The organism is Faucicola mancuniensis (assembly GCF_046523945.1).
Classification (GTDB): Bacteria; Pseudomonadota; Gammaproteobacteria; order Pseudomonadales; family Moraxellaceae; genus Faucicola; species Faucicola mancuniensis.
Map to the genome: position 1 here is coordinate 215784 of NZ_CP171363.1, position 17125 is coordinate 232908.

Annotated in this window: 18 protein-coding genes and 1 other RNA gene; 11 read left to right on the forward strand and 8 right to left on the reverse strand. The window is 39.5% G+C overall.

Going from position 1 to position 17125, the window contains the following annotated elements:
• Window positions 1-177: 177 nt before the first annotated feature.
• The 3 genes from ACGTJS_RS01105 (at window position 178) to ACGTJS_RS01115 (ending at window position 3313) form a co-directional block, all read left to right on the forward strand.
• Window positions 178-1938, forward strand: a complete 1761-nt coding sequence (locus ACGTJS_RS01105; RefSeq protein WP_410472553.1) for an NAD+ synthase — start codon at window positions 178-180, stop codon at window positions 1936-1938.
• Window positions 1939-2011: 73 nt separating this feature from the next.
• A complete protein-coding gene (locus ACGTJS_RS01110; RefSeq protein WP_410472554.1) occupies window positions 2012-2512 on the forward strand; it encodes a L,D-transpeptidase family protein in 501 nt (166 codons plus the stop codon).
• Between the two features lie 192 nt (window positions 2513-2704).
• Entirely contained in the window at window positions 2705-3313 is a 609-nt protein-coding gene (locus ACGTJS_RS01115; protein WP_315043413.1) for a nitroreductase family protein, read from the forward strand.
• Window positions 3314-3376: 63 nt separating this feature from the next.
• Here ACGTJS_RS01115 and ACGTJS_RS01120 read toward each other — a convergent pair whose 3' ends face one another.
• Window positions 3377-4177: a methyltransferase gene (locus ACGTJS_RS01120; protein ID WP_410472555.1), complete on the reverse strand. Its 801-nt coding sequence runs from the start codon at window positions 4175-4177 to the stop codon at window positions 3377-3379.
• Window positions 4174-4644: an SsrA-binding protein SmpB gene (gene smpB / locus ACGTJS_RS01125; protein ID WP_315043409.1), complete on the reverse strand. Its 471-nt coding sequence runs from the start codon at window positions 4642-4644 to the stop codon at window positions 4174-4176. Before smpB ends, ACGTJS_RS01120 begins: the two co-directional genes overlap by 4 nt.
• 174 nt (window positions 4645-4818) lie before the next feature.
• Here smpB and coaD point away from each other — a divergent pair, with 174 nt between their 5' ends.
• The 3 genes from coaD (at window position 4819) to rnpB (ending at window position 5947) form a co-directional block, all read left to right on the forward strand.
• Window positions 4819-5307 carry a pantetheine-phosphate adenylyltransferase gene (coaD, locus tag ACGTJS_RS01130; protein WP_315043408.1) on the forward strand — a complete coding sequence of 163 codons (489 nt, stop codon included), beginning with the start codon at window positions 4819-4821 and terminating at the stop codon, window positions 5305-5307.
• A gap of 18 nt (window positions 5308-5325) precedes the next feature.
• Window positions 5326-5577 (forward strand): YfhL family 4Fe-4S dicluster ferredoxin, encoded by a 252-nt coding sequence (locus tag ACGTJS_RS01135; RefSeq protein WP_315043406.1) that lies wholly within the window; start codon window positions 5326-5328, stop codon window positions 5575-5577.
• An 18-nt stretch (window positions 5578-5595) separates the two neighbouring features.
• An RNA gene (gene rnpB, locus ACGTJS_RS01140) (RNase P RNA component class A) lies at window positions 5596-5947 on the forward strand.
• Between the two features lie 57 nt (window positions 5948-6004).
• On the opposite strand, the gene ACGTJS_RS01145 is transcribed toward rnpB, so the two are convergent.
• Window positions 6005-6157, reverse strand: a complete 153-nt coding sequence (locus tag ACGTJS_RS01145) for a BrnA antitoxin family protein (RefSeq protein ID WP_315043404.1) — start codon at window positions 6155-6157, stop codon at window positions 6005-6007.
• 249 nt (window positions 6158-6406) lie between these two features.
• Window positions 6407-7735 carry a bifunctional phosphopantothenoylcysteine decarboxylase/phosphopantothenate--cysteine ligase CoaBC gene (gene coaBC, locus ACGTJS_RS01150; RefSeq protein ID WP_315043402.1) on the reverse strand — a complete coding sequence of 443 codons (1329 nt, stop codon included), beginning with the start codon at window positions 7733-7735 and terminating at the stop codon, window positions 6407-6409.
• A gap of 381 nt (window positions 7736-8116) precedes the next feature.
• Here coaBC and radC point away from each other — a divergent pair, with 381 nt between their 5' ends.
• The gene (gene radC, locus ACGTJS_RS01155; protein ID WP_315043400.1) at window positions 8117-8791 is read left to right on the forward strand and encodes a RadC family protein; all 675 of its coding nucleotides are present in this window, start codon (window positions 8117-8119) and stop codon (window positions 8789-8791) included.
• Between the two features lie 55 nt (window positions 8792-8846).
• On the opposite strand, the gene ACGTJS_RS01160 is transcribed toward radC, so the two are convergent.
• The 4 genes from ACGTJS_RS01160 to ACGTJS_RS01175 form a co-directional block, all read right to left on the reverse strand.
• Window positions 8847-10112, reverse strand: a complete 1266-nt coding sequence (locus tag ACGTJS_RS01160; protein ID WP_410472556.1) for an RNA-guided endonuclease InsQ/TnpB family protein — start codon at window positions 10110-10112, stop codon at window positions 8847-8849.
• Between the two features lie 156 nt (window positions 10113-10268).
• Window positions 10269-11765 carry a type II secretion system ATPase GspE gene (gene gspE, locus ACGTJS_RS01165; protein WP_410472557.1) on the reverse strand — a complete coding sequence of 499 codons (1497 nt, stop codon included), beginning with the start codon at window positions 11763-11765 and terminating at the stop codon, window positions 10269-10271.
• Window positions 11766-11790: 25 nt separating this feature from the next.
• Window positions 11791-12633, reverse strand: coding sequence for an integrase core domain-containing protein (locus tag ACGTJS_RS01170; protein WP_410472002.1), 843 nt, complete (start codon window positions 12631-12633; stop codon window positions 11791-11793).
• A 58-nt stretch (window positions 12634-12691) separates the two neighbouring features.
• Window positions 12692-13942 (reverse strand): O-succinylhomoserine sulfhydrylase, encoded by a 1251-nt coding sequence (locus ACGTJS_RS01175; RefSeq protein ID WP_410472558.1) that lies wholly within the window; start codon window positions 13940-13942, stop codon window positions 12692-12694.
• A gap of 167 nt (window positions 13943-14109) precedes the next feature.
• On the opposite strand from ACGTJS_RS01175, the gene ACGTJS_RS01180 reads away from it, so the two are divergent.
• Genes ACGTJS_RS01180 through ACGTJS_RS01195 form a run of 4 tightly spaced genes read left to right on the forward strand, consistent with a single transcriptional unit; the run spans window position 14110 to window position 17106 of the window.
• On the forward strand, window positions 14110-14667 hold the full coding sequence (locus ACGTJS_RS01180; RefSeq protein ID WP_410472559.1) for a Tfp pilus assembly protein FimT/FimU: 558 nt from the start codon (window positions 14110-14112) through the stop codon (window positions 14665-14667).
• Window positions 14667-15215, forward strand: coding sequence for a type IV pilus modification protein PilV (gene pilV / locus ACGTJS_RS01185; RefSeq protein ID WP_410472560.1), 549 nt, complete (start codon window positions 14667-14669; stop codon window positions 15213-15215). The genes ACGTJS_RS01180 and pilV overlap by 1 nt, the downstream gene beginning before the upstream one ends.
• Window positions 15215-16228 carry a PilW family protein gene (locus ACGTJS_RS01190; protein WP_410472561.1) on the forward strand — a complete coding sequence of 338 codons (1014 nt, stop codon included), beginning with the start codon at window positions 15215-15217 and terminating at the stop codon, window positions 16226-16228. Before pilV ends, ACGTJS_RS01190 begins: the two co-directional genes overlap by 1 nt.
• A 14-nt stretch (window positions 16229-16242) precedes the next feature.
• A complete protein-coding gene (locus ACGTJS_RS01195; protein ID WP_410472562.1) occupies window positions 16243-17106 on the forward strand; it encodes a PilX N-terminal domain-containing pilus assembly protein in 864 nt (287 codons plus the stop codon).
• Window positions 17107-17125: the final 19 nt, after the last annotated feature.

Here is a 17125-nt window from a genome sequence, read left to right on the forward strand (position 1 = left end):
GACATATTACATCAATGATTGGCAGTTACGTCAAGCAAAGTTTTGCTAATTTTTTTTGCAAAAATCTGATGAGTTGCGATTTTTTTATTGATAAGATTGCTTAATTCTTTATAATAGAAAGGCATTTTAAAATAATTATTCCCCATCAATGATATATAACAATGAATAGGAAAAATCATGTCAATTCAAAACGAAAGTTCATACAATAATGATAGCCAGCCAAGCGAAAACTTATCAACAGATGTTAATTTATCAACAGACGTTGAAAAAAAAGCCAAAAAAACTGAGCTACCTCAGCCAAAAAATGAAAACAGCGAATCTGGACTAAAAATCGCCATCGCCCAAGAAAATTTTATGGTCGGCGATGTATTAGGCAACGCCCGAAAAATGGTAGAACTTGCCACCACCGCAAGGGACAAAGGGGCAAATTTGATTATTTTTCCAGAGCTTGCCTTGCTCGGTTATCCGCCAGAAGATTTGTTGTTACGCCCAAGTTTGGCAAATCGTGTCAAGCTCGCCTTTGAGATTTTGTACAGCGTTAAAGACATTGTGATGTTGGTCGGTTATCCGCACATTGACCAGCACGGCACGTTTAACTCGGTGGCGATTGTGCATAACGGACAGAAAAAAGGCTTTTATCACAAACAACATTTGCCAAATTATGGCGTATTTGATGAACGCCGTTATTTTAACAAAGGTCAAAATCAAGTATTATTTGATTATCAAGGCTTAACGATTGGTTTGTTAATTTGTGAAGATTTGTGGCAAGAAAGCCCTGCCAAAACTTTAAAACAAAAAGGTGCGGACATTATCGTCTGTATCAATGCGTCGCCATTTGAACAGCACAAACAAGAAGAGCGAAAAGCCCTACTTGCCAAACGTGCCAGCGAAAACAATTTGCCAATCGTGTATGTCAATAGCGTGGGCGGACAAGATGACCTTGTATTTGATGGCGGTTCAATGGTGGTTGATGCGACAGGTAAAATCGCACATGAAGCCCCAAGATTTTTATCGCAAATGCTGTATGCGTCCATTCGCCTTGATGACAAACAAATCAAAGTGTCGGAACAAAAGAAAATGCCGATTGCACTGGGTGCAACTGCCGAAACGTATCAAGCCTTGGTGGTAGGTTTGCGTGATTATGTCAAACATTCTGGTTTTAACAGCGTGTTAATCGGTTTGTCAGGTGGGCTAGATTCTGCGTTAAGCCTATCTATCGCCGTTGATGCGTTGGGTGCGGACAAAGTTTATGCGGTTGCCTTGCCAAGCCAACACACCAACCCTATCACCGTTCAAGACGCTCAAGCCCAAGCCCAACGCCTCAATGTATCGTTTACTGTGTGTCCGATTCATTCAGCGATTGACGGCATTTACCACACGTTAGAGCCGATTTTTAGCCACACGCCAGCCGATATCACCGAGATTAACATAGAATCTCGTGTTCGTGGTACAATGTTAATGGCATTGTCAAATAAATTTGGGCAATTGGTCTTAAGTGCAGGCAACAAAACCGAGCTTGCAGTCGGTGATGCCACGCTGTATGGCGATATGGCAGGCGGTTTTGATGTGCTAAAAGACGTGTATAAAACCCAAGTGTATGAACTGGCTAACTACCGTAATCGTTTAGAAGAAACGCCTGTCATTCCTGAACATCTGATTAACCGTCCTGAAACGAATACACCGTTACATATTTTGGACGACCATGAAAAACTTGACAAAATTTTATCATTATACATTGATGAAGATTTTGGTTTTGATGCGATTATTGAAGCAGGTTTTGACAAAGACATCGTCAAGCGTGTACTAACAATGGTAGACCGCAATGAATACAAACGCCGTCAAGCCCCCATCGGCACAAAAATCAGCCAAAAAGCCTTTGCCAAAGACCGCCGTTATCCGCTTGTCAATCATTGGTCACTGGAAACGCCAAAAATTTAACAAAAAACGATAAAATTGGGTTACAACCGTAGCCCAATTTTTATTTATCCATACAATTTATCACAATCCATTTATGAATTTTCCATTAATAAAAATCAGTATTCACCAACAACAACTTTATCTTTTGTTAGATGAAACGACCACACTCACCTACCCCATTTCCACCGCCAAAAACGGCGTAGGACAACAACAAAACTCAGGTTGCACTCCATTGGGCGAACACCAAATTTGTGAAAAATTTGGCGAAAACTTCCCCATCAACAGCGTCTTTGTCACTCGCCAATTTACAGGCGAAATCTATGATGCACAACTTGCCAAACAATTTCCACAACGAGATTGGATTTTATCACGGATTTTGTGGTTAGACGGCTGTGAATCAGGCTTTAATCAAGGCGAAAATATAGACGGCGTGTGCGACTCTCGTTCACGTTATATTTATATTCATGGCACGCCAGACAGCGAACCGATGGGCGTTGCCCTATCGCATGGCTGTGTGCGAATGAGAAATGTTGATGTGATAGACTTGTTTGACAAAGTGGACGTTGGTACAAAGGTTTTGATAAGCCTTGATTAAGAACCTGTATTCACAACATTACGCAGTAAAATTTTAAATTTTGACAAATTATTATTAATTTTTTATTTAAAATAAAACCAAACTGTTAATAATTTTTACAAAGAAAATACATAATTTTGCTTTTATTTTGCAAAAAATATTTTATAATAGCCGTACATTTTTAAATTTACTTTAACCAAAAAGGATATGACCATGTCATTACAAGCATTACAAAATATCGCCGAAACTCGCCGTTCTATCTATGTCTTAAACGACCAACTACCTGTGTCAAATAACGAAGTTATAAGCATTGTGGAACACGCCATCAAGCACACACCATCATCATTTAATTCACAATCAACTCGTATTATCGTATTGTTTGGTGCAGAACACCAAAAACTTTGGCAAATGACCGAAGATGCGTTGCGTGTGATTGTCAATGACGAAGAAAAATTCAAATCAACCGCTGACAAAATGTCAATGTTCAAAGCGGGTGCTGGCACGGTATTGTTCTTTGAAGACCAAGCGGTTATCAAAGGTTTACAAGAACAGTTCCCTGCGTATGCTCAAAGTTTTCCAGTATGGGCGGAACACGCCAACGCCATGCACCAATATGCAATTTGGAATGCGTTGGCATCGGTCAATATCGGTGCAAACTTACAACATTATGCCCCTGTGATTGAAAAAGACGTGGCAAAAACTTGGAATGTGGACAGCAACTGGCAGTTAATCGCTCAAATGGTGTTTGGTAATACCGTTGTACCAGCAGGTGAAAAAACGTTTGAACCGATTGAAAAACGTTTACAAGTTTTTGGTAAATAATTTAACACAACGTTTATTAAAATTTAAAAAAGCCAATATTGTTATATTGGCTTTTTTTGTGTGTCAATGTTTTTGCACCAAAAAATGTAAATACCGCCCAAGCCATTTATACGGCTCTTGTCCGCTGTATTTGACTTCCATGTCAATCACCGCTTGCGGATTGGTGTGTCCGCCACGTTTTAGCGGTGAATAATCGTGAAACACTCGCAAGCCTGATGTGTGCAAAATTTGATAGTTTTTATCATTTAGCCACGCCAACACATCGTCTTTGGCGACAGGATTATTTGGCGTTAAACTGCCATTATCCGCTTTAAAATCGGTATTATTCAGCAAATTAAAATTACCCATGACAAGATTGCGATAAGTAAAACTGACAGGATTGTAAAAACATAGTGATAATCCGCCATTTTTAGCAAGCCATTTATCAAAAAAATCCATAGTCGCTTTGGGTTCGGCAAGCCATTCAAGGACGGCATGACAGAGAATTAAATCGTATTCGCCCATTAATTTGTCGTTTAAACCTTGGTAGGGGCAAGTGTGCCAACTGATTTTGTCGGCAATTTCGCCAAGTTCGTTGTGGGCGTTGCTTTTAGCGATGTCTAGCATATTAGCGGAAATGTCGTTAATGGTTACGTCATGTCCGTTTTTGGCAAGTTCAATGGAAATTTGGGCAAGCCCTGCTCCGATATCTAGTATTCGTAACGGTCGGTTGTGCTTAGCTTTTTGAGAAGTTTGCCAATTTTCTACCCAGTTAAAAATGTCATGGCGTAGGACGGCTAGGCGGATTTGACCTTTTAAGCCACCGTAGATTTTTTTCTCAAAATGTTCACTGATTTCATCAAAATTGCGGTCTTGGATTTTCATGCTAAATTTTTAAACCCACGCTGTTTATCCCTTTGATAATCACGCTCTTTTAAAGTCGCACGCTTATCATGCAATTTTTTACCTTTCGCCAACGCCACTTCGCACTTCACACGCCCATGATTCCAATACACCTTTAACGCCACGCACGCATGACCTTTTTGGTTGACCATACCAAACAACTTATCAATCTCACGGCGGTGCAACAACAACTTACGAGTACGCAACGGGTCGGCGACGTGGTGCGTAGACGTGCTAATCAGCGGTTGAATGTGCGAGCCAAACAAAAACGCTTCGCCATTTTTAAAAATCACATAACTTTCGGTAATCCGCATTTTGCCCGCACGAATCGCCTTGACTTCCCAACCGAGCAACTCAAGCCCTGCTTCAAAGGTTTCTTCAATAAAAAATTCATGACGGGCTTTTTTGTTACTGGCAATCAAACTTGGGGTTTTGGGTTTTTTACTCATTTTTTTATCCAATTATCAACAAAATTTTAATAAAAATATCAATTTGTTATTTTAAACAATCATAATAGTTATGATAAGCGAAATATTCAAGAAATAACAGTTTTTCACTAATAATTTATGCAAAATTTTGTTAAACTTAGCATATTTTTTTGAACGACAATAAAAGGTTTTATCATGACAAAAGTGTTGTACCCCGGTACATTTGACCCCATTACCAAAGGACACCTTGACCTTGCCAAACGGGGAAGTAAGCTATTTGACGAAGTGGTGATTGCCATTGCCATCGGACATCACAAAAAACCGCTATTTAGCATTGATGAACGCATTGACATGGTAAAAGAATGCACCAAAGATTTGCCAAATGTGAGCGTAATTGGCTTTGATGGTTTGTTGGTGGATTTGTGCAGAGAGCAACAAGCAACCGCCGTTTTGCGTGGCTTGCGAGCGGTGAGCGACTTTGAATACGAATTTCAACTTGCCAATATTAATCGAGAAATTGATGAAAATTTTGAAACGGTATTTTTGACCCCAGCCCAAGAATATTCGTTTATTTCATCAACATTTATCCGTGAAATTGCCAAATTGCATGGCGATGTGCATAAATTTGTGCCAAAAAATGTTGAAACTTTATTAAAACAAAAATTTAACACACCCAATTGTTAATGGTAAAAAAGATAAAAAATGGCATTAAAAATTACCGAAGAATGTATCAACTGCGATGTTTGTGAGCCTGTTTGCCCCAATGAAGCGATTTATGTGGGCGAGCTGATTTATGAGATTGACCCACAATTGTGTACCGAATGTGTGGGGCATTTTGACGTACCGCAATGTGTGGAAATTTGCCCTGTGGACTGTATTCCCAAAGACCCAAATTATCCAGAAACTGATGATGAATTGATGGAAAAGTTTAAAAGACTTACACAAAAGCCATAAAAACAGGTATAATAGCCACTGGCAGACCAGACGAACGCTGTTTACTGTTAAAAGGTAAAGGGAGGAAAGTCCGGGCTACAAAGGGCAGAGTGCCAGCTAACGGCTGGGAGGCGTAAGCCTACGACAAGTGCAACAGAGAATAGACCGCCATTTACTGGTTAAATGGTAAGGGTGAAACGGTAGGGTAAGAGCCTACCGCATGACTGGTAACAGCTCATGGCAAGGTAAACTCCACTCGTAGCAAGACCAAATAGGTGTTCAATGTGTTGCCCGCACAGAACACGGGTAGGTTGCTTGAGCGTGCTGGTAACGGTACGCCTAGATGAATGTTCGTCCTAGACAGAACCCGGCTTATCGGTCTGCCACCTTTTTTTGTTGGTTTTTGGTAAATCAAAAGGGCAAACTCAACGCCTGCCCCAAAAATGATTTATCTTGCTAACTCACTCAATATCAGATTTCTAGGCAAATCATTTGCCTTTGTCTGATAGCCTTTGCCATCTTTTTTCAACCACTCTAAAACATCGCTATCCAATCTGATTGTTCTTTGTTGCTTAGTGGGCTTGTAATGGTCGGTATTCAAAAACTTAAATAGTTACATTATTGTAATTATAGATTGTTTAGCAGTATTTGGCAAATAAACTTGTAAAAAAGCTCAAATATTATTAAGAAAAACCCTTTAACAACGCCTTCACACCAAGCACAAGCAAAATCATCAGCACCAATTTTTTAAACCCTACTTGTGAAATTTTATCCCTAAAATAAATACCAATTTTGTGCCTATTAAATGCGTGATAGTGATGTCCATAATTGCTCTTTGCGGTTTTAAAAATTAAGGCTTAACAAACGTAAATTTTTTGCCCAATTCCACCCCAATCAACTCTACCAACTGCTCGGCAATTTTTTCTTTGCTCATTTTTTCCAAAACAACAGGCTCGTTTTTGTTGTTAAAAAACACCGTCATGGCATTGTCATCACTGCCAAAACCAATGTCAGAGCGTGATACGTCATTGCAAGCTATCATATTTAGCTTTTTACTTTCCAATTTGCCTTTGGCGTATTTTTCAACGTCTTGGGTTTCAGCAGCAAAGCCCACCACAAAAATCTCTGGAAATTCTTTGGCAATGGTCGCCAAAACATCAGGATTTTTTACCAAATCCAACGACATTTCATCTTGCGTTTTTTTGATTTTTTGTGGCACAACATCACGAGTACGATAATCCGCCACCGCCGCCGTTGCGATAAAAATATCGGTGGCGGTGCTAATCGGCTCAACTTCGATATCGTTACCAAACTCGTTATGGTCGTGGTGGTGATGCTTGTGGTCATGTTCTTCGTCATCACAACAAGGCAACGCCAAGCCATTGGCACAGTCTTTGGCGACTTTTAACATATCTTCGGCAGACAATACATCAAAACGATGGACAAATAACGGTGTCGGCAAATGCACTTTCCCCCCTGCAATCAAGGTAACATTTGCCCCTGCATTGCGACACGCTTTTGCAAGTGCAAAGCCCATTTTACCTGTTGAGTGATTGGACAAAAAACGCACAGGGTCGATGGCTTCCACCGTTGCTCCTGCGGTAATGGTTACATTTTTACCTGCCAATAATTGCGGTGTCGTATGACGAGCGATGAAATATTCAACATATTCCAATAGATATTCAGGTTCTGGCAGTCGCCCTTCGCCGACATCGCCACAGGCTTGCATGCCACTAGCGGGTTGAATGACTTCATAATCATAATCTCTAAGCGTTTGCAAATTTAACTTAACTGATGGGTGTTGCCACATTTGTTGATTCATAGCAGGGGCGACCAAAATTGGTACGGTGGTGGCAAGGCAAACCGTGCTAAGCAAATCGTCCGCCACGCCCATCGCAAGCTTGGCAATCGTGTTGGCAGTAGCAGGGGCAACAATCAGCAAATCCGCCCATTTGGCAAGCTCAATATGCCCCATGCCAAGCTCTGCCGTTTCGTCAAGTAGCTCTGTATGGACTTGGTTGCCTGTCAAGGCTTGCAAGGTCAAAGGCGTGATAAAAGCCTTTGCTCCGTCCGTCATAATCACACGCACGTTGTAGCCGTTTTTAATAAGCAAACGAGCAAAAAAGGCGGATTTGTAGGCGGCAATGCCACCTGTGATGGCTAAGATGATGTTTTTCATAAATTTGATTTCTAAAATGGCTAAAATGGCACTATGATAGCAAGTTTTTTAGTTTTTTTGTAAATTAATTTCATTCATTATTTGCTTCTTGTGTAAAAATTGCTATAATGACAGTAGGGTCAGTTTCGCTATTTTAACGGTGTTAAGTATGATTATTACTACTGCCTCTCCTTTTTTAAAATATCATAAAGAGCCTTGATTTGGCTCTTTTTTTTTGAGGTATTTATGTATCTTTGGTGTCTTATGCTATTTATCGAAAATTTGAACACAATGATGAACAATTTTTTAAAATTATTGAAAATTGTTTCGATACGCATAACGGCAAAAAACATGGGCTGTATCTCAAATTAAAAAATTAATTTAAAATTAAAAGGATTTTAAATGTCAATCAAAGACTGGCACATCGATGAACGCCCACGAGAAAAACTGCTATTAAAAGGGGCGGACAGCCTATCCGATAGCGAAATTCTCGCCATTTTTTTACGCACAGGCACCAAAGAAAAATCAGCCATAGAACTGGCTCGTGAATTGATAGAAAAATTTGGCAGTTTAGCCGAACTATTGTCCGCACCACCTGACGAAGTCATGAATTGTCATGGTATAGGCACAGCAAAATACGCTCAAATTTTAGCAAGCCTAGAAATGGGTAAACGTTACCTTGCTAGCCAAATCCGCCAAACACCAATATTGAACAATAGTCAGCTTGTTAAAGATTACATCACCACGCAATTACGCCATTTGCACCGAGAAGTATTTGCGGTCGTATTTTTAACCAATGAATTGAGTTTAATTCAGTTTGAAGTTTTGTTTACAGGTGGAATTTCGTCTTGTTCGGTTTGTGTTAGGGAAGTGTTAAGAAAATCTTTACAATACGGTGCGAGCCGTTTAATCATCGCTCACAACCACCCCAATACATCAGCTCAGCCGTCAAAGGCGGATTTGGAGCTGACGCAGAGTTTGGCGAGTGCGTGTGAGTTGGTAGATATGCAGTTGCTTGACCATGTGATTGTCGGTCATAATGAAACCAAGTCGCTCAAAGAATTAAACTTATTTTAATTTTTTATAACTATCAATAGTTCTAAATTCCACGGAAAAATACGGAAATTTAAATTCAAGGATTAGCCTTTAAAGGATTAATCATCTTTGGCGTACTACACACCACTATTGGGTCGTAATCAAACTTCCCAATTACTTTTCTTAAAATATTGTAAGCACCATTGACATCAGCATTGATAAGTGTGTTATTGCTTGATTTAAAAAGCCCACGTTTGATGCGTTTGCCTTGATAATTGGCGTTTTTTTGAATTGGCTCGTTATCAAGAAAGCTACATTTTGACGTATAACTTTCTTCAGTAACAATCACATCAATGCCTTGTAATTTAGCTTTATACTGTATCAGTTGCACCAGTCTTGCAAAAGGTACACTTACAAAGTTTTGATTGTTCTTTTTACCAATATTTATCCCTTGTTTCCAATCTTGATTATGACCGATAACAATTGTTGTTATCTTATCGGCAACTGCGTGGTTGATAAGATAATAGCTTGCTTTGTGTAAGTAATCATTAATTTGATTGTTGCGTTTGGCTGATAACTGACTTAATTTTTTGTTTATAAAATGTTTTTGTGCGACCGCTTTATTTTTTAATTTGTCTTTGCTTGATGTTAATTTTGCTTTGATTTTATTAAAAAATTGATTGGTGGATTTAACGGTTTTGCCTGTCATAATAAAAGGTGTATCGTTCGTATTACTCACAACCGTTAAAAGATTATTTAAGCCTAAATCAACCGCTAAGTATCGCCCATTGTTGGGTTTGAGTATTGGTTCATCTGTTTTATAAGTGATTTTGATGTCATAGCCATTAGCAATTTTAACGACTCTAACTTCTTGCAAATTATCATAAGTAACAATAGTTTTTAATTTACCCAAATCAAAAGACAAGGGCGTATCAAAATAGCTTGAAAGGGTTAAAATGCCTTTTTGTAAATCACGCTTAGAAATCGCTTGTTTGGTAAAAATAATATTGGCTCGCCCTTTGGTTTTGTCTAAATATTTTGGTAATTTAGGACGACCTAAAAATTTGGATTTATCTTTATGATAGGCTTTAATAACCGCCCAAAAAGACCTAAAGTTTTGGTAAACCTGTTTAATGACTTGCTGTGCAACTTTGGCAGGAATGGCTTTGTAATCTTGTTGTTTAGTTTTGGTTAATTGATTGATGAGATTGAAGGCGGTTGGTGTTTTATTATTGGTGATAACTGCTTGTCTATTGTGATAGGTTGCCACATTGAATAAGTTTTTGCACAAAAACGCATAGTTATCAAGCATTTTGTAATGCTTGTGTGCCATCTTAATGCGGATTGTGTGGGTTAAGTACATGGTGGTTTATTTGTCCTGCAATTTCGGATATTTTGTATTTCATTCAATAATTGATGATTTGGTAATGATTATTTATCATGTCAAAATATGGAAATTTTTACAAGTATTTTCCGTGGTTTTCTGTTATTTAAATGAAGTTAAATTATACTATTCATTTCAATCGCTTTCTTTGGTTACCCTTAACACTTCTTCAAGCGTGGTTTTACCTAACAACACTTTTTTTAAGCCGTCCGCACGGATTGAGCCAGATTTGCTACGAACATATTTTTCTAACTCAAATTCGGCAACTTGTGCATGAATTAATTGGCGTAACTTATCATCAACAGGCACAACTTCATAAATTGCCGTTCGTCCTTTAAAACCCGAATGATTACACTTTTCGCAGCCGACAGGTTTTGGTAGTTTTTCTACATTCTCTATACCGATTTCTTTAAAAATACTTGCCGAAAATTCGTCCGTTTCCACCCAAGAATGGCATGAACACAGCGTTCTTACCAAACGTTGAGCAACCACACCAATCAAACTTGACGACAACAAAAACGGCTCAACACCCATATCGGCAAGGCGAGTAACTGCTCCAATCGCTGTATTTGTGTGCAAAGTTGATAACACCAAATGCCCTGTTAATGACGCTTGTACCGCAATTTCAGCCGTTTCCAAATCACGGATTTCGCCCACCATGACCACGTCTGGGTCTTGGCGGAGCATGGCTTTTAGGCTACGAGCAAAAGTCATATCCACTTTGTTATTCACCTGAGTTTGCCCAATGCCGTCAAGTTGAAATTCAATCGGGTCTTCCGCTGTCAAAATATTGCGAGTGTTGTCGTTTAAATCAGTTAAAGCCGCATAAAGCGTGGTTGTTTTACCAGAACCTGTCGGACCCGTTACCAAAATAATGCCGTGCGGACGGTGAATTAAATATTTGAGCGTGTCATAATCGTTATCACTCAAGCCCAAATACGTCATATTCAGTCGCCCTGCTTGTTTGTCAAGCAAACGCATTACCACACGTTCGCCAAAATTGGACGGCAAAGTAGATACACGCACGTCCACTTCACGCCCTGCAAGGCGTAGCGAGATACGACCGTCCTGCGGAACACGTTTTTCGGCGATATCCATTTTTGCCATCACCTTGATACGAGAAACGAGCAACGGCGACAATTCACGCTTAGGACTGACGATTTCTTTTAACACGCCGTCCACACGAAAACGTACTGATAGGCGTTTTTCAAAGGTTTCAATATGAATATCGGACGCATTTAGGCGAATGGCTTCGGACAACAAGGCATTAATCAGACGGATAATCGGTGCGTCATCTTCTTGCTCCATCAAGTCTTCGGTTTCAGGCACGCTGTCGGCAAGGCTTGCCAAATCTGGGTGGTCTTCTAGCCCTTGTGCGATATGCTGACTTTCGCCTGTATTGCCTGCATAAATGCTGGATAAAAGTTTGTCAAAATCATCAATTGCGACCAAATTTAACGCAAGCGGTAAGGCGATATTTTGGCTAACGGCAAAACGGTTGGCTTCGTTAATCGCTGTGGTTGGCGTGTTTTCGGTAATAATCAGATTTGGCGGTGACTCTAAATCATGGTATTGCAATAAAACTTGATGGCGTTTGGCAAAGCTGTAAGGTAAAGCGATAGGGTTTAACATATTTTTTCCTTAATTTGTAAGAACCTCAAGCGTTATTTACACTTTGTTTAAAATAAAACTCCAACCACTCATAAGGAGTAAAGGTTTGAGTTTTGCCAGTAATATCATCTTTTTTAGTTAAAGATGAATGGGGTTTAACGGTATTATAGAAATTAAGAAATCTTGTTAATTCTTGCTTTCTATGTTCACTACCTGTAAATTCACATTGTTCATGCCACATTTCCATGAGCGTACGTATTACTCGTTCTGCTTTACCATTGGTTTGTGGTTTGGCAACTTTGGTGAATTTCTGATTGATGTTGTTATTATAACAGGCTTTGACAAATTCATGGTCTTTTGTGCCTTTATATTCTGTGCCATTGTCAGAATAAATCACCTCAATCGTATAAGGGCAAGGTTTAATAACTTGTTCTGTCAGAAACTTAGCCGCACTAAAAGCTGTTTTGTCTGGCATAATACAAGCATACAGTTCACGAGAATAATCATCAATGGCAACAAACAGATATTCTCTAGGGCTGTTGCTATTTTGTCCTTTGAGCAGTGGTAGGCGTTTTGTATCTACGTGTACCATCTCACCAGGATAGGATTTATTATAACGCTTGGCTTGTTTTTTGAGTTTGTCTTGTATACTCTTTTCAACTTTAGCTAAGCGTTTAATGCCAAATTTCGCTTGTTTAAAGCGATTATTGACACTGGTTTGTGGTTTTAGTAACTTCACTCTGGCAAGTTTCAATACCTTGTAGATTGTTGGTCTTGATACTTTGTATTCTTCAGCAAGTGATGTTACGCTTTGTTTGTTTTGATGATAGGCTATCCAAATAGCTTCTCTTTCAAACGGTAGCAGTCTGGTGTTTTTATGTATGTTCATTTGCAGTATTTTATCCTAAATACTGTAAATAACGCTAGGATATCTTACACTTAATTTTTTAAATAGTTAAACTATCCAACCCACGTTTTAAATCATTGATAATATCATTCACATCTTCAAGCCCCACTGACAGACGGATTAAGCCATCATTCACGCCTGCCTCAATTCTTGCCTCTGGCGTCATGCGAAAATGCGTGGTCGTGGCAGGGTGCGTAATCGTGCTTTTGGCATCGCCCAAATTATTGGTAATGCTAATCACTTTGGTATTGTCAATAACGTGCCACGCAGACGGCTGACCGCCTTTGACTTCAAAACCAATGATTGCCCCAAACGCCCCACCATTCACATTTAAATGACTGTGCTGACGTTTTGCCACCTCGTGCGATGGGTGGCTTGGTAAACCCGAAAAATGCACTTTTTCCACATTGGGGTGATTGCTTAAAAATTCGGCAATTTGATTGGCATTTTCGCAGTGAGCTTTCATACGAATGGACAAAGTTTCCAGTCCTTTTAACAACACCCACGCATTAAATGGCGACAGACTAATCCCCCCTGTGCGAATGACGGTAAACGCCTTTTCCATCAGCTCATCACTGCCAATCAAAGCTCCGCCAAGCACTCGCCCTTGTCCATCAATATATTTACTTGCCGAATGAATGACCACGTCCGCCCCAAGTTCAAGCGGTTTTTGAATGGCTGGTGTGGCAAAACAATTGTCCACAATCAGCAACGCCCCATTATCATGAGCCAATTTTGACAAATAAGACAAATCGGCAATTTGGGCAAGTGGATTGCTTGGGCTTTCGCAATATAAAACTTTGGTGTTTGACTGCACGGCATTTTGCCAAGCATCATTGTCAAAGCAGTCCACATACGTGATTTCTATGCCAAGTGGTTTAAAATAGGTGTCAAACAATGCCACCGATGAGCCAAACAATTGCCTGGCACACAGCAAGTGGTCGCCTGCCTTTAAATACGCCAAACACATGGTCAAAATCGCCCCCATGCCACTGGCGGTTGCAACACAGCGTTCACCGCCTTCAAGTAAGGCAAGACGGCGTTCAAATGCTCGCACGGTTGGGTTGGTGTGGCGTGAATAGACGTTGCCTTTTTTGTTGCCGTTAAAGTGGTCAGCCGCGTCTTTTGCCGATGCGTAAACGTAGGAACTTGTGGTAAAAATGGCTTCTGAATGCTCGCCTTCGTCCGTGCGATGATAGCCACCACGCACGGCAAGGGTTTGTTCAAAAAAGTCCAAACTTGGGTCTAATGCGTCTTGTTGCCAGTTGGGGTCTAAAATTGGGTTTGTCATGATTTTTCCTATCAACAAAAGTTAAAAAATTGCTTTATTTTAGCACAAATTTGTTTTACAATCATAATGTGTAATTTAACTTACAATGTGTTAGCTTCATATTTTTAGTATAACATGATAGCTAATCTAGTACAGCCCCAATTTTTTTAAAATTGTAAGGATATTTTATGAAATATTCTGAAAACCAATCGGGCTTCACCTTGATTGAGTTGATGATTACGGTTGCGATTGTTGGCATTATTGCGGCAATGGCAGCACCGTCATTTCAACGACAAATCGCCAATATGAAACTCAAAGACGCCATTGACCTAACCGAAATGGTGTTAAAACAAGCTCGTGTTGATGCAATGGTGTATCAATCGCCTGTTGCTGTTGTTATCCATAATAGTGACCGTACTATCACTGCAGCCCAAGCAGTCAATGGTGGCACTGCTACTGGCTGCACGGATGTAGCCAAGCCTAAAGCCAGTACAACATGCCGTGTGATAAAACATAAGTATGATAGTAAGGTAAATATCGGATATGTGAGCGGTATGCCTTATGCCTTTAATTTTACACAAAAAAAGAGTACCGAAAAAAATATCAGTCGAAATAATATTCCTGATTCAACCATCACACCAAAACCTGGATTTTCTTTTTGTTATCAAGGTATTAGCGGTGATAAAAAAGTCGTAACCGTTGATAAAAACACCAACATCAATGTTATAACACAAGGAACTTGCTGATGAAACATCAAAAAGGTATCGGTTTAATAGAAGTGATGGTCTCTTTATTATTATTAGCCATTGCTGTTCTAGGCTTTTCTGCTATGCAGATGACAGCCGTCAAAGCAACCGATGAGAGTGTGATTAGAAGTAGAGCCTTGGGTATTATGCGTGGTGGTGCTGAAATGATGCGGGCTAATCCTGATGGTATTACCGCATTTAGAGAAGCGCTTAATGCCAAACAAACGAGTCGTTCTGTTGACGGAAAAGCCATTACGGTTAACAGTTGTTTGCGATCTGATGATAATTGCACTATCAAACAGATAGCAACACGTGATGGTATTCAAGTTTATACATTTGCTACAGAAAATGATTTACAAACAAAGGCGCTAAATTGCCCAGGCTCTGTATCTACAGGGACAGTAGCAGCGACAACCAGACCATTAACTTGCTTAATAATAAGTTGGGGTAAGACAGACCCAACAGTCGGTGATGGCAGTCCTAATTGTGTCAAGGCAGACGGCTCTTATAATATTGGTTCTAGTTGCTTTATCATGGAGGCGTACTAATGACTATGACTATCTCAAAAAAACAACAAGGCTTTACACTTATTGAATTGATGATTTCATTGGTATTGGGATTGTTAATTGTTGCAGCTGTAATGCAAGTATATGTCACAATAGTCGCCACCAAAACAATTCAGCAAAGTGGTTCTGAAATAACAGATGTGAGTGTTTTTGGTGTTCAGCAGCTAGAACATTCTATTAGAATGGCAAACTTGGGTAATCTTGTTACAAAAATTCATTATAAAACAGTTGATGGTGGTATTGTCTTACAACCAAGAAAGTTAGTGGGCGGAGTTTTAACAGATGGTAATCTTGCCAATATTGAAGATAATTTGTTAACCAACAGTGTTGGTGCGGCAGTTGCTGAAAATACAGGAACTGGTGTTCCTGCGATTGCTGCTTGGTCTGGCGTCTCAAACACGAATATCAAAAGCGACCAGTTAACAATTCAGTATAAAAATATAACAGGTAAAGATATTATTGATTGTGAAGGCAATACAGTTGAGAATAATAAAAAACTGATTGAGCGTTATTTTTTACGACAACCGACAACCAATCCGACAGGTAGTGCAGGTTTGGTGTTGGCATGTGATGCAGGTAGAATAGATGAAACAGGTAATATCACAGATTTTGGTGGTGATGGTGAGGAAATTATTTTAAATGTTGACCAATTTAAAATTAAATTGGGTTTGCAAGGACAAAAAGATAACCCAGCAAAACCAGGTGAAAAAATAACAGCAATGTCATATTTACCGCCTCATGAATATATGGCATTACCAAAGACAGCAGACTTATACCGAGCATCAATCGTTGCTGTTAAAGTTGGCATGATAGTTAGAGGTTCTACACCGATTGTGGGGGATGTCACGCCACCAACTGAATTTAATGTATTAGGTGAAAAAAATACAATCTCAGCCACAACACCAAAATATGCACGCCGTACGTATGAATCAACCGCTATGTTAAGAAATGCAAGATTGGTTTCAATCGTGGCAACTGGTGCAAGAGAGCTTTAAAGGTAGCGTAAAAAATGAACAATACAAAATCACTTTTGATAAAAAATCAATATACTAATCTATCTTATAGCAATAAACAACAAGGTGCTGCTTTGATTGTTGTATTATTGATGTTGATTTTGATTATGCTCATTGGGGCGATGGCGATGAGACGTAGCACCACCGATTTGCAACTGGCGACCAGCGACCAAATCAACACACTACTATTACAAGGTGCAGACGGTGCAAACGATAGATTAGAAACCATTGTAAATAGCGATGTTAACGGCAGTGATTATAAATCAGCCGTTATCGCACGAAATGGTATTTTTGGACATTTTATTGCAAATGGTAATGACGCAAAAAAACATGAGATTAGTTTTTGTTACAATCCCACACTCGCGAAAACCAGAACCAATCACTCAACTGTGCGAGATGGTGCAGCAACAAGCTATTTAGACGGTTTACAACGTGGTAACTGTGACCCAACCAAAAAAGATAACTACATCAGTGCCAGACAAACAACTATGACCCAAGTGAGTATCTATCCAACACAAGGTAGTACAACGGCAGACATTCCATTTGGTGCAGTGGCTGAGGCGGTTAGTATTGACAGTGAAACCAAAGCTTCGGTTAAGTATCAATTTGATATTCGTTCAACTTCTGCGATTCCATCTTATAGTGATGTTGGTGAGTGTTTTAATGATAGTAGTGTGTTTGAACATAATGGTGATAAAAAAACATTGTTAAGCGAGTGTTTAAAACAAAAGCAAGTACCAAGCAAACAATTGGTAGAACAAGTAGAAGTATTCTATCTTGCAGAGGCGTTTAAGTGCATTGAAATGGGTAAAGGTACAGGTGCTATTGTTAAAGGCAACGAGAACAAATGTACATTATAAAATAATGCGAACATTTTAG

Coding starts and splice junctions, on each gene's coding strand:
- coaBC (WP_315043402.1), bottom strand. CDS start 7,735: ATGAAAAACATCATCTTAGCCATCACAGGTGGCATTGCCGCCTACAAA.
- ACGTJS_RS01190 (WP_410472561.1), top strand. CDS start 15,215: ATGACTATGACTATCTCAAAAAAACAACAAGGCTTTACACTTATTGAA.
- smpB (WP_315043409.1), bottom strand. CDS start 4,644: ATGAGTAAAAAACCCAAAACCCCAAGTTTGATTGCCAGTAACAAAAAA.
- ACGTJS_RS01135 (WP_315043406.1), top strand. CDS start 5,326: ATGGCATTAAAAATTACCGAAGAATGTATCAACTGCGATGTTTGTGAG.
- ACGTJS_RS01160 (WP_410472556.1), bottom strand. CDS start 10,112: ATGTACTTAACCCACACAATCCGCATTAAGATGGCACACAAGCATTAC.
- radC (WP_315043400.1), top strand. CDS start 8,117: ATGTCAATCAAAGACTGGCACATCGATGAACGCCCACGAGAAAAACTG.
- pilV (WP_410472560.1), top strand. CDS start 14,667: ATGAAACATCAAAAAGGTATCGGTTTAATAGAAGTGATGGTCTCTTTA.
- ACGTJS_RS01110 (WP_410472554.1), top strand. CDS start 2,012: ATGAATTTTCCATTAATAAAAATCAGTATTCACCAACAACAACTTTAT.
- ACGTJS_RS01175 (WP_410472558.1), bottom strand. CDS start 13,942: ATGACAAACCCAATTTTAGACCCCAACTGGCAACAAGACGCATTAGAC.
- ACGTJS_RS01105 (WP_410472553.1), top strand. CDS start 178: ATGTCAATTCAAAACGAAAGTTCATACAATAATGATAGCCAGCCAAGC.
- coaD (WP_315043408.1), top strand. CDS start 4,819: ATGACAAAAGTGTTGTACCCCGGTACATTTGACCCCATTACCAAAGGA.
- ACGTJS_RS01170 (WP_410472002.1), bottom strand. CDS start 12,633: ATGAACATACATAAAAACACCAGACTGCTACCGTTTGAAAGAGAAGCT.
- ACGTJS_RS01115 (WP_315043413.1), top strand. CDS start 2,705: ATGTCATTACAAGCATTACAAAATATCGCCGAAACTCGCCGTTCTATC.
- gspE (WP_410472557.1), bottom strand. CDS start 11,765: ATGTTAAACCCTATCGCTTTACCTTACAGCTTTGCCAAACGCCATCAA.
- ACGTJS_RS01195 (WP_410472562.1), top strand. CDS start 16,243: ATGAACAATACAAAATCACTTTTGATAAAAAATCAATATACTAATCTA.
- ACGTJS_RS01180 (WP_410472559.1), top strand. CDS start 14,110: ATGAAATATTCTGAAAACCAATCGGGCTTCACCTTGATTGAGTTGATG.
- ACGTJS_RS01120 (WP_410472555.1), bottom strand. CDS start 4,177: ATGAAAATCCAAGACCGCAATTTTGATGAAATCAGTGAACATTTTGAG.